Genomic DNA, 12,286 nt, shown 5'->3' with positions numbered 1-12,286 from the left:
CATGCTGTTGAGCCATGGGAGCGACTCAGCTATCCGCTGCGGATTACAGTTTCTGTTTTACGTAGTCACTGATACGCGTGATGATGCCGGCTTTATCCACACCTTGTAGGGCATACAGCGGATAGCTCGCCAGCTGCTTGTCTTTGTCCATTACCTGGATTTCACCCACCTGCTCACCGGCTTTCAGCGGTGCTTCCAGATCTTTACGCTCAATCACATATTTCGCCATGACGTTTGAAACTTCGGTGCGCGGCAGAGACAGATAAATATCCTGAGTGGTGCCGACATCCACTTTGTGCGGATTGCCGTACCAGACGTTTTCGGTGCCGATTTTCTTACCTGCATGGAACAATTGCACGGTATCGAAGTTGTTCTGACCCCACACCAGCAGTTTACGCGCCTGCTCTTCACGCCCTTTCGAGCTCTTACCGCCCATGATCACCGCAATCAGGCGATGACGACCCACCACATTTGAGGCGATGATATTAAAGCCAGCTGATTCAGTATGGCCTGTTTTCATGCCATCAACGTGAAGGTTTTGATCCCATAACAAACCGTTACGGTTATTTTGCGTGATGCCGTTCCAGCTCAGGGTTTTCTCCGCGTACATGGCGTAGAAGTCCTGCTCACCGCTGATAATAGCGCGTGACAGCACCGCCAAATCGCGCGCAGTGGTGTGCTGACCCGGCGCATCGAGGCCGTGCACGGTTTCAAAATGGGTATGCGTCAGACCGAGCTTCTGTACGTAGTTGTTCATCATATTGACGAAGCTGTCCTGGCTGCCCGCCACATAATCCGCCAGCGCCACACAGGCGTCATTGCCGGAATCGATGATCACGCCACGCATCAGATCGCGTACCGTCACTTTGTCGCCGGGCTTGAGGAACATCAGTGAGGAGCCTTTGAACACCGGATTACCTGCAGCCCAGGCATCCTTACCCACGGTGACCACATCATCACGGGTGATTTTTTTCTGATCAACCGCGCGATCCACTACGTAGCCAGTCATCAGCTTGGTGAGGCTGGCCGGGTTACGCTCTTCATCGGGATTGGCGGCAGTGAGGATCTGGCCCGTGGTGGCGTCCATTAACACCCATGAAGCCGCATCGATCGGCGGAGGCGTCAGTGGGAATGGCATGCTGTCGTCAGCGTGTGCCAGTGATGCCCAAACAATCATTCCAGATACAGTTACCAGCAGACGCCTTTTCAACACTTCTTCCTCAAATCAAAAATGAATTTACCGCCGCACGTTTTACGGCAATTAGCGCCTGGATAGTTGAATAAATTGAAAAAAAGTATGAACTGCGGACAAATGCTGTGCGCCTGCCCACAGCAGCGGTAAACAAGGTTGTGCTGCCTGCTGCACACGACTATTCTGTGCGTTGATTTTCTATTGCCAGGATACTGCCGTGCCCGCCTCTGAGTTCACCTTTTTGTTTCACGATTACGAAACCTTCGGTAAAAGTCCCTCACTGGACCGTCCGGCGCAGTTTGCCGGGCTGCGCACCGATAAAGATTTCAACGCCGTAGGTGAACCGCAGGTGTTTTACTGCCAGCCCGCTGATGACTATCTGCCGCAGCCGGAAGCGGTGATGATCACCGGCATCACGCCACAGGTGGCTAAAGCGCGCGGCGTAACAGAGACGGCATTTGCTGAACGCATTCATGGGCTGTTTACTGAGCCACAAACCTGTGTGATCGGTTACAACAATGTGCGCTTCGATGATGAAGTGACGCGCAATATCTTCTATCGCAACTTCTTCGATCCTTACGGCTGGAGCTGGCAAAACGGTAACTCGCGCTGGGATCTGCTGGATGTGATGCGCGCCTGTTATGCCCTGCGCCCGGAAGGCATTATCTGGCCGGAAAATGATGACGGCTTCCCCAGCTTCAAACTGGAACATCTCACCAAGGCCAACGGCGTGGCGCACGAACAGGCGCACGATGCGATGTCGGATGTGTATGCCACGCTGGCGATGGCGAAACTGGTGAAAGAGAAGCAGCCGAAGCTGTTTGAGTTTCTGTTTACCCATCGCAACAAGCAGAAACTGATGAACCTGATTGATATTCCGCAGATGAAGCCGCTGGTGCACGTCTCCGGCATGTTCGGCGCGGCGCGCGGCAACACCAGCTGGGTAGTGCCTGTCGCATGGCATCCGGATAATCGTAATGCGCTGATCGTGGTGGATCTGGCGGGCGATATGTCCCCGCTGCTGGAACTGGATGCGGATGAACTGCGCGAGCGGTTGTACACCAAACAGAGTGAGTTGGATGGTCGCGCAGCTGTGCCGATTAAACTGGTGCACATTAATAAATGCCCGGTGTTAGCCCCAGCGAATACCTTACGTCCTGAAGATGCTGCACGCCTGAATATAGATCGAGAACGCTGTCTGGCGAACCTGGCGCTGCTGCGTCAGCACGCTGAAGTGCGTGAGAAAGCGGTGACGCTGTTTGCGGAAGCTGAGCCGTTCAAGCCATCGGATGATGTCGATGCGCAACTGTATGACGGCTTCTTCAGCGATGCCGATCGCGCAGCGATGAACATCGTGCGCCAAACGCCGCCGCAAAATCTACCGGCGCTGGATTTGACCTTCGACGACAAACGCATTGCGAAACTGCTGTTCCGCTATCGTGCGCGTAACTTCCCCGGCACGCTGGATGATCAAGAGCAGCAGCGTTGGTTGCAGCATCGCCGTGAAGCGCTGAATGCCGATCGCGTGCAGGCGTTCCTGTTAGAGCTGGAGTCGTTAGCGAGTTTGCATGAGGATAACGCGGAGAAGATGGCACAGCTGAAAGCACTGTATTTGTATGCGCAGGAGTTGGTGTCGTAGTGTGGTTCTCTGCGGCCTGATGACCTCATCAACGTTTTCTCCCACAGGAATAAAGGGTTGATCGAGAGATGTTTAAGATGGTTGCCATTCTGTTGTCGTCGCTAGATTGGCTCCCTCTCCCATTTATGGGAGAGGGATTAGAAGGAAAAACTGCCTTAAAGCATGGCCCAAATCACCCACGTGAACAGGAAGCCAAGCAGTCCCATCACAGTGGTCAACACTGTCCAGGTTTTCAAACCATCAGCTACCGACAAACCTAAATAGCGCGTTACCACCCAGAAGCCGGAATCATTCACGTGCGACAGGCCTAGTGCACCAAAGCAGGCTGAAAGCGCCACCAGAACCAATTGCATATCAGCCAATCCGGTTACGGCACTGGTCAGCAAACCACAAGTGGTGACGATGGCTACTGTCGCCGATCCCTGCGAGGCGCGTAACGCCAATGACAGAATGTATGCCGCAGGAATCAGCGGCAAGTGGATGGCCGACAGTGACCCTGCCAGTGCCTTACCCACGCCCGACTCAACCAATACTTTGCCAAATGCACCACCCGCCCCCGAAACCAGAATCACACCAGCAGCGTTGGCGATAGCCGTATTTGAGAGTGCTTCAACCTTGTCTTTGCCCCAACCACGACGAAATCCTAATTGCCATACTGCCAGCGCCAGGGTGATGAGCAATGCAATTGCCGGTGCGCCCAGCAACGTGAGAATGCCATGTGCCGTCGATCCCGGAGTGAGATGTGGTGGCACCAAGGTTCCAATCATGATGAGGAAAATAGGCAAGACGATTAAACCGGCAACCAAGCCTGCTGAAGGCGGGTTCTTGACGGTTTTCTGCTCATCTTTATTCGTGGTGAGCTGAACCTGCTCAAGCACATTTACTGATAAGTGATAGTTTTTGCGGTTCAACATTTTTGCGACAACGTAGCCAATGATGCCGACCGGGATGGAAACCCCAATGCCCAGCATCATTAACCAACCAATATCAGCATTCAGCAAACTGGCCGCCGCAGCAGGACCGGGATGCGTTGGCACAGCGACGTGCACCATCAACATCATTCCAGCCATTGAGAGGCCGAACTTAAGCGGTGAAAGACGCAATACCTTAGCGAATCCGTAAATCAACGGCACCACGATTATAAAGCCCACATCAAAGAACACCGGCAGCCCCAACACAAACGCCACAATGGTCAGTGCTGCCACCATGCGTTGCGGTCCAAGCAACTCCGTGAAACGCTTAGCCAATACATCGGCTCCGCCAGACGCTTCAATCACCGCACCCAGAATAGCCCCCAGCACGATGAGTGCGGCAATTCCGCCCAGCAAACTGCCCATCCCACCCAGAATCACCTTCATGATGTTCTCAGCGGGTATTCCAGTGGTTAACGCTACAAATAAACTGGCGACAATCAATGCGACAAAAGGATGCACTTTTGCCTTAATAACTAACAGCAACAGCAATACAACGCTAATCACCGCAATAGAGAGTAACAGAGTGGTAGTCATGCAATACCTCAGAGATAATTATTATATTATTCAGAACATTAAAAGTTATGGTGTTGGCGCAACGTACAATAAACTGCAGCAACTGCGCTATGCGCAGTCGTTGTAGCCAGATTAATCATTGTTTCCAGGGCGCGAACCAGCCGAGGCCCGCTTCGGTGCGACCGCGCGGGAAATACTCGCAGCCGACCCAGCCGTCATAGCCGACTTCATCCAGCAGGCTGAACAGGTACGGATAGTTGATTTCGCCTTCGTCTGGTTCGTGACGATGCGGCGCAGAGGCGATCTGAATATGGCGATAACGTCCAGCGTATTCGCGAATCAGATGGCTGAGATTGCCGTCCACCAGCTGAGCATGGAACAGATCCAATTGCGTGAACACGTTCGGACGATCGATACGTTCCATCATCGCCAGCGTTTGATACTGACTGGAGTAGAGGTAGTTCGGCTTCGTCATCGGATTGAGTGCCTCCAGTAACAAGCGGATGCCGTGTGGTGCAAAGCACTCGGATGCGTAATGCATATTACGGACAAACGTTTCTTCATACGCCGCCTTATCGGCACCGTTTGGCACCGTTGCCGCCATCACATGCACTTGAGGGCAGCCCAGTGCTAAGGCATATTCCAGCGCACGATCGATATCGGCACGCGCCTCTTCTTCACGACCAGGAATCGCGGATACGCCCCACTCCCCGGCCTGCACGTTTCCGGCTGCGGTGTTGAACAGCACCAACTCCAGATGATGTTTCTCCAGCTCGGCTTTGATCACCTCGGCCGGATAGTCATACGGGAACAGAAACTCAACGGCACGGAAACCGGCGTTCGCCGCTGCGGCAAAGCGTTCAATAAACGGCACTTCGCCGAACTGCGTGGATAAATTGGCTGCAAACTTAGGCATCAGTAATTCCTCAATTCCGCCACTTCGCCATCAGTCAGATAACGAATAGAGCGGTCGCCGAGCGTGAACATCAGACGCGCGGTCTCTTCCAGTTCTTCAGTGTTATTCGCGGCTTCACGTAGCGATTTACCCACCACTACCGGGCCGTGATTGGCCAGCAGGAACGCGTTGTAACGTGGCGCGAGCTGCGCAAGATCTTCAGCCAGGCGGTCATCACCCGGTTTGTAATAAGGTACGACCGGCACATCGCCCACGCGCATCACCACATAGGGCGTGAACGGACGAATGCAGTTTTCGCTGTCGAGATCGTTGAGGCACGAAAGCGCTGTCAGATAGTGACTGTGCAGATGCACCACCGCTTTACAGGCGGGATTGTTTAGATAGAGCGCGCGGTGAAACGCCACTTCCTTAGAAGGCTTGTCACCCGAAATCCACTCGCCCTGCATCGTCACTTTTGACAGGCGGTCGGCCTGCAGTTCGCCGAGGCAAGAGCCGGTAGGTGTCGCCAGCAGATTGCCATCTTCCAGCAACAGTGAAAGATTGCCGGCTGAACCGGTGGCGTAACCGCGCTGGAAAAAGGAGGCGCCCAGTTGCACCATCTCTTCACGTGCTTGTTGTTCGGTCATGCTGAGAACTCCGTTTGTGCGCGGGCAAAGAATTGTTCGTCGCCAAAGTTGCCTGACTTCAGGGCCAGCGACAGCGGCTGCTGGATGTCACGCACCCACGGCACGCCAGGGGAGATCATCGGGCCGATGTGGAAGGCCGTTACGCCCAGGCTTTGCGCGACCACGCCAGAGGTTTCGCCACCGGCGACAATAAAGCGCTGCCAGCCGCGTGATTTCAGCTCACGGGTCACGGCGGCAAACAAGTGCTCAACCGCTTCACTACTGCGTGCCGCGCCATACTGCTGCTGGATCGCCTGCAGTTGCTGGGCGTCAGCAGTGGCAAACAGCAGCGGTGCTAAAGGCTGCTGGTGATTCGCGGCAACCCACTCGCACAATTCCTGCGCGTAGCCTTCAGCATCGTCGAGGCAGCGCTCCACCAGCACTTCATGTGATGGCGCCTGCTGGCGATAGACCTGAACCTGACGATTGGTCATCTGCGAACAAGAGCCCGAGATCACCACCGCACGTTCGCCCTGTGGACGTCCGGCCTGCTCGGCATCGCTGTTTTGCTGCTGAGTGGCCCAGGCGCGCGCAATACCGATTGCCAGGCCGGAACCGCCGGTCACCAGCACGGTTTCTTTCAGCGCTTCGCCCTGGGTTAGCAGATGCTGCTCGTTGAGCGCATCCAGCACCACGTAGTTGATGCCCTGCGCTTTCAGCTCGCCCAGCTGTTTACGAACCGCTTCCGCGCCTTTGTCCAGCTGAGCAGCATTGATCACCGCCGCCTGCCCTTTCGCCTGGCGCGTCATCAGACGCACCAGATTGCTGTCGGTCATTGGTGTCACCGGATGATGACGCATGCCCGATTCAGACAGCAGCTGGCCGGCAACAAACAGATAGCCTTGATACACGGTACGACCGTTTACCGGCAGCGAGGGTGAGATCACCGTTTGCGTCTCGCCCAGTGCGGCCAGCAGTGCATCGGTCACAGGGCCGATATTGCCGTGTTCGGTGCTGTCGAAGGTCGAGCAATATTTGAAGTAAAAACGATCGCAACCCTGCTGTTGCAGCCACGCCAGCGCTGCCAGAGACTGGTCGATTGCCTGCTGTGCCGGGCAAGAACGTGACTTCAGGCTGATGACAATCGCCTGCGCGCTCACATCGTCATGACCTTCCGGCACGCCGTTGAACTGAATGGTAGGCAGACCGTTCTGTACCAGGAAGCTGGCAATATCCGTTGCACCGGTAAAGTCGTCTGCAATCACGCCTAAACGCATGGTTACTTCTCCTTTGACTCGGGCAGCGTGATGCCGCTGAAAATCTTGATGACTGCGCTGTCATCTTCGCGGCCGTAGCCAGCATTACTCGCTTCGGTAAACATGTTGAGGGCGGTAGACGCCAGCGGCAGTGGGAAATGCAATGATTTCGCGGTATCGGCCACCAGGTTGAGATCTTTCACAAAGATATCGACGGCGGATTTCGGTGAGTAGTCGCCGTCCACCACATGACGCATGCGGTTCTCAAACATCCACGAGTTACCCGCGGCGTTAGTGACCACGTCATACATGGTATCGAGTGGAATGCCTGCGCGCGCAGCCAGCGCCATCGCTTCTGCACCCACCGCAATATGCACGCCCGCCAGCAGCTGGTGAATGATTTTCACCGTTGAGCCCAGGCCAATTTCGCTGCCCACGCGATACACTTTGGCGGCAACCGCATCCAGAACCGGCTTCAGCAGCGCAAAGGCTTCATCGCTGCCAGACGCCATCACGGTCATCTCGCCGACGGCGGCTTTAGCTGCACCGCCCGATACCGGCGCATCCAGCATCAGCAGTTTATGTTGTGCCAGTTGCTGTTCAATCGCCTGTGCATCCTGTGAAGAAATGGTGGAAGAGACCATTACCACCGTGCCCGGCTTGAGTTGTGCCGCCAGACCGGTTTCACCAAACAGAATTGCTTTGACCTGCGCGGCGTTCACCACCAGCAGTAGTACGGCATCTAACTCTGCGGCGAAGCTGGCAGCGGAAGTTTGCGCATCACGCGCGCCGGCCTGACGCAGGGTTTCCAGCGCCTGCGGATTTAAATCAACGCCCCAGGTGTTCAATCCAGCGCGAATACAGGACTGCGCTGCGCCCATGCCCATGGAACCCAAACCAATGACGCCAATGTTATTCACGGTTGCTGACACAGCACACCTCCGTTGTTAATTTAAGTGATATTTTGTTCAATGCTGTTAATTCTGCCGCAGTTACTGGCGGAGAAACGTGCGGTAAATCACAAAAATTAACTTACACGCACAGCGTATAACATCGATTCACACCTCTGAATCCCAGCGGGAACCCCTGTTCTGGCGGGATATTTGCTAACATTCGCCTGAGATAAATTGTGCTGCAGGTTGTGAATTGATGCCTTACAATGTGAAAAATTGGTAATTCAGGGAGAGCGATGTGATTCCGGTAGAACGTCATCAACAAATTTTAGCGCTGGTTGCCGAACGCGGCGTGGTGAGCATTGCCGAGCTGACCGAGCGTTTAGGCGTATCACATATGACGATACGTCGTGATGTGCAAAAGCTGGAGGAGCAAGGTGCCGTGCTGTCGGTATCGGGCGGCGTGCGCTCGGCCGATCGCCTGGCCGCTGAGCCATCACATCTGGCGAAAACCAGCATGTACAGCAGTGAAAAGATGGCGATTGGTCAGTTTGCCGCGCGGCATATTCCGCGCAACAGCTGCATTTATCTCGATGCAGGCACCACCACGCTGGCGCTGGCTCGCGAACTGGTCGAGCGCGACGATTTGCTGGTGGTCACCAATGATTTCGTGATTGCCCGTTTATTGATGGAGAGCAGCGGCTGCAAGCTGATTCACACTGGCGGCACCGTGTGTCGCGAAAATCGCTCCAGCGTCGGCGAAGCGGCGGCGAGAAGTCTGCGCATGCTGGCGATTGATATCGCGTTTATTTCTGCCTCCTGCTGGGGGCCACGCGGCTTGTTTACACCCGATGAAGATAAGGTGCCGGTCAAGCTGGCGGCCAGCGATGTCAGCAGTAAGCGCGTACTGTTGAGCGACAGCTCGAAATACAACAAGATTGCCACCCATCTGGCATTACCGCTGGAGCGCTTCGATACCCTCGTAACCGATACAGAATTAAGTAAAGCGGGACGTGAAACGCTGAGTGCGGGGAGTTGGGAGTTGGTGCTGGCGGGTTAAGTTTGCTGGTCTAAAAGCAAAAGGTCGCCAATATGGCGACCTTTTGCATACGACACGAAGTCTTTATCCGCTCCGCATAATGCGCAACGAAAATTACACTTCTTCGCTGAACTGCGGAACCGGATTGCGGAAGGTGCGAGTAACAAACGCCAGGTAAATAATACCGACCGCTGCCCACACCAGGCCGAGCACCATCGAGGTCTCTTCCAGGTTGATCCACAGTGCACCCACTGTCAAAGCGCCCATCACTGGCAGCACCAGATAATTGAGGTGATCTTTCAGCGTCTTGTTACGCTTTTCACGGATCCAGAACTGCGCAATCACTGACAGGTTGACGAAGGTGAATGCCACCAGCGCACCGAAGTTGATCAGCGCAGTAGCGGTCACCAGGTCGAAGTTAATCGCCAGCAGTGCCACAGCGCCCACCAACAGCACGTTCAGCGACGGCGTGCGGTATTTCGGATGCACGAAGCCAAAGAAACGCTGCGGGAACACGCCATCACGGCCCATCACATACATCAGACGGGAAACGCCCGCGTGTGCCGCCATACCGGAAGCCAGTACGGTAACCACAGAGAAAATCAGGATGCCAATCTGCAGCGCTTTACCAGCTACAAACAGCATGATTTCAGGCTGTGAAGAGTCCGGATTCTGGAAACGCGAGATGTCCGGGAAGTACAGCTGCAGGAAGTAAGACACACCGATAAAGATCACACCACCAATCAGCGCGGTCAGGAAAATCGCGCGCGGGATAGTACGTTCTGCATCTTTGGTCTCTTCTGACAGCGAACTGATGCCATCAAAGCCGAGGAACGAGAAGCAAAGTATGGTTGCACCGGTAATCATCGGCACCACATGGGCATTCTCAGACCAGAAAGGCTTGCTGCTGGTCAGGGTTCCTGCGCCAACACCGTGCGCCACACCGTAAACCACCATACCGGTGATCACCACCATCACCACAACCTGCAGCACGACGATCACGCTGTTGAAGTTGGCAACGGTTTTGATACCACGGAGGTTAGAGATGGTCATAAAGGCCACCAGCAACACCACGAAAATCCACGATGGAATGCCCGGCACCAGCGTCTCAAAGTAGCTTTTCGCCAGCAGGATGTTGATCATCGGCATGAACAAATAGTCCAGCAGTGATGACCAGCCCACCATAAAGCCGACGTGCGGACTGATAGCCTTCTGAGCATAGGTGTAAGCGGAGCCCGCAGATGGGAAGCGGCGTACCAGCTTGCCGTAGCTCACGGCAGTAAACAGTATCGCGATCAGCGCGAAAGCATAAGCGGTGGCGACGTGGCCGTCGGTCAATCCAGAGACGATACCGAAAGTATCAAACAGGGTCATTGGCTGCATATACGCCAGGCCCATCATGACAACCGGGATCAAGGTCAGGGATTTTTTCAGGTGTGCACGCTGTGGTGCGGCGGTGTTAAGCGACATTGTTCAGGCCCCCAACAGAGGTGATCTGCGGGATACTGCGCAACGTGCTGCAGTGAGAAGTGATATTAGTGTTTGCGATTGTCGCCGCGCCGTAATCATCACGAAAGCGAGAACCAGCTTGCGCCGGTGCAATTGTAAACAGCCCCATCTTTGTTTTCCTCAAATCTCACGCCCAAGCGTGTTGTCAGTATCTATCTATCCGGATGCGTGTCCGGCCTCGGTAATTTGTGTGTGTACTGCAATCTGCAAAAAAATAACCGACGTGATAAGCGTCGGTTATGTTTCGAATTTTGCAGGGGACGTATTCTGCCCCAACTTATGCCATCGGCACAAGACGTTAGCGAAATTCTTCTGCGAGTCAGGCGTTCTTCAGCATCCAGTCAATCTCCGTGGCGGTGATAAGCCGTTCAAACTGCATTAACTCGTTCTGTTTGCAGCTGTGCCACACGCCGCTGAAATGCTCACCCAGCAGTTTTTGCAGAGGATAGCTATTCTCGAATTCGTACAGCGCATCGCTCTGTCGCACCGGCAATGGCAGCCCTTCTGCCTCATGTCCATTGCCCTGCACCGCATGCGGTAAGGGTAGCTGATTATCCAGACCGTGCAAAATACCGGCAAGAATTGTTGACACGACCAGGTAAGGATTTGCATCCGCACCGGCCACACGATACTCCACGCGATGGTTATCCACATCGCCGCAGGGAATACGTAAAGCAACGGTGCGATTGTTGTGCCCCCAGGAGGCCTGTAACGGCACGTAGGCTTCCGGTAAGAAGCGGCGATAAGCGTTCACGTTCGGTGCCAGAAGTGCCATTGAAGCCGGCATCAAATCGATCATCCCGGCCAGCGCGCGTTTCAACAGCGGTGAATCGCTGCCGTCGTCGAGTGAAAAGGCATTATGATCGGCGGCATCCAGCATGCTGATATGCACATGCATCCCGCTACCCGCGTACTCTTCATAAGGTTTCGCCATAAAGGTCGCAGTCATACCGTGGTTTTCGGCCACCTGACGCACCAGGCGTTTGAGCAAAATCGCATGGTCGCAGGCTTTCAATACATCACGGGTATGATGCAGGTTGATTTCAAACTGGCCCGGCGAGGCTTCCGCCAGCGCACCATCAGCGGGAATGCCCTGCTGTTTGGCAATATCGTCGATATCACGCAGAACATCAGCGAAATGGTCGAGATTATCGACTGAATAAACCTGACTCTGCATATTACGTTCGTCACTACCCGGCGCACAGGGTGGCTGTATGTACCCTTCCGCATCGCGCTTTTTATCGACCAGATAGAACTCCAGCTCTACCGCTACCACCGGGAATAGCCCTCGATTGCGTAGCTGCTGCCACAAGCGATTAAGGACATTGCGGGGTTCAACGTCAAAGGGAGTGCCATCTTGGTTACACATTGTCAACAGCAATTGCGCGATGCGTTCAGGATCGGCGGCAGAAGGAATTAAAGTTCCGGGAACCGGGATACAGAGGTTGTCGGGTTCGCCCAGTGACTGTCCGAGTCCGGCTTCTTCGACGGTATTTCCGAGGATATCCATGGCGAAAACCGAGGCCGGGAAGTAACACCCTTTTTCCAGTTTTGCCAATGCAGAGATGGGAATGCGCTTACCGCGAAAGACCCCATTTAAATCATTAAGAAGAATATCGACATACTGCGTTTCAGGATGGCGTTCCAGCCAGGATTTAACCTCCAGCTGGAACGCGCTTGTTCGTTTCTCTTCACTGTGCCGCGTGAAGTCTTCTACTTCTACGAGGTTCGTCATGTTCCCACCCGCCCT

General features: G+C 54.6%; 10 protein-coding genes. 2 read left to right on the top strand and 8 right to left on the bottom strand.

Features of this window, described 5'->3' with window-relative positions; genetic code table 11:
• Positions 1 to 43: 43 nt before the first annotated feature.
• On the bottom strand, positions 44 to 1,210 hold the full coding sequence (gene dacD / locus WFP70_RS00675) for a serine-type D-Ala-D-Ala carboxypeptidase DacD (RefSeq protein WP_337022340.1): 1,167 nt from the start codon (positions 1,208 to 1,210) through the stop codon (positions 44 to 46).
• 199 nt (positions 1,211 to 1,409) lie between these two features.
• Here dacD and sbcB point away from each other — a divergent pair, with 199 nt between their 5' ends.
• Positions 1,410 to 2,831: an exodeoxyribonuclease I gene (gene sbcB, locus WFP70_RS00670; protein ID WP_160832734.1), complete on the top strand. Its 1,422-nt coding sequence runs from the start codon at positions 1,410 to 1,412 to the stop codon at positions 2,829 to 2,831.
• Positions 2,832 to 2,986: 155 nt separating this feature from the next.
• On the opposite strand, the gene WFP70_RS00665 is transcribed toward sbcB, so the two are convergent.
• From WFP70_RS00665 to ltnD, 5 genes are all read right to left on the bottom strand, one after another.
• A complete protein-coding gene (locus WFP70_RS00665; protein ID WP_337022339.1) occupies positions 2,987 to 4,339 on the bottom strand; it encodes a GntP family transporter in 1,353 nt (450 codons plus the stop codon).
• A gap of 115 nt (positions 4,340 to 4,454) precedes the next feature.
• Positions 4,455 to 5,234, bottom strand: coding sequence for an HPr family phosphocarrier protein (locus tag WFP70_RS00660; protein ID WP_337022338.1), 780 nt, complete (start codon positions 5,232 to 5,234; stop codon positions 4,455 to 4,457).
• The gene (gene otnC / locus WFP70_RS00655) at positions 5,234 to 5,860 is read right to left on the bottom strand and encodes a 3-oxo-tetronate 4-phosphate decarboxylase (protein WP_034824702.1); all 627 of its coding nucleotides are present in this window, start codon (positions 5,858 to 5,860) and stop codon (positions 5,234 to 5,236) included. Before otnC ends, WFP70_RS00660 begins: the two co-directional genes overlap by 1 nt.
• Positions 5,857 to 7,116, bottom strand: coding sequence for a 3-oxo-tetronate kinase (gene otnK, locus WFP70_RS00650; protein ID WP_337022337.1), 1,260 nt, complete (start codon positions 7,114 to 7,116; stop codon positions 5,857 to 5,859). Before otnK ends, otnC begins: the two co-directional genes overlap by 4 nt.
• A gap of 2 nt (positions 7,117 to 7,118) precedes the next feature.
• Positions 7,119 to 8,027, bottom strand: coding sequence for an L-threonate dehydrogenase (ltnD, locus tag WFP70_RS00645; RefSeq protein ID WP_337022336.1), 909 nt, complete (start codon positions 8,025 to 8,027; stop codon positions 7,119 to 7,121).
• Positions 8,028 to 8,286: 259 nt separating this feature from the next.
• Between ltnD and ygbI the strand changes: the two genes are divergently transcribed.
• Positions 8,287 to 9,048: a DNA-binding transcriptional repressor YgbI gene (ygbI, locus tag WFP70_RS00640; RefSeq protein WP_045815211.1), complete on the top strand. Its 762-nt coding sequence runs from the start codon at positions 8,287 to 8,289 to the stop codon at positions 9,046 to 9,048.
• A 93-nt stretch (positions 9,049 to 9,141) separates the two neighbouring features.
• Here ygbI and WFP70_RS00635 read toward each other — a convergent pair whose 3' ends face one another.
• Together WFP70_RS00635 and WFP70_RS00630 are read right to left on the bottom strand one after the other, a co-directional pair.
• A complete protein-coding gene (locus WFP70_RS00635) occupies positions 9,142 to 10,497 on the bottom strand; it encodes an APC family permease (RefSeq protein ID WP_058962044.1) in 1,356 nt (451 codons plus the stop codon).
• Positions 10,498 to 10,855: 358 nt separating this feature from the next.
• Positions 10,856 to 12,271, bottom strand: a complete 1,416-nt coding sequence (locus tag WFP70_RS00630; RefSeq protein ID WP_034824710.1) for a glutamine synthetase family protein — start codon at positions 12,269 to 12,271, stop codon at positions 10,856 to 10,858.
• Between the last annotated feature and the right edge of the window lie 15 nt (positions 12,272 to 12,286).

It is taken from the genome of Pantoea sp. USMM079, from assembly GCF_037153115.1.
GTDB lineage: Bacteria > Pseudomonadota > Gammaproteobacteria > Enterobacterales > Enterobacteriaceae > Pantoea > Pantoea communis.
This window is presented reverse-complemented; position numbering and strand designations above follow the sequence as displayed.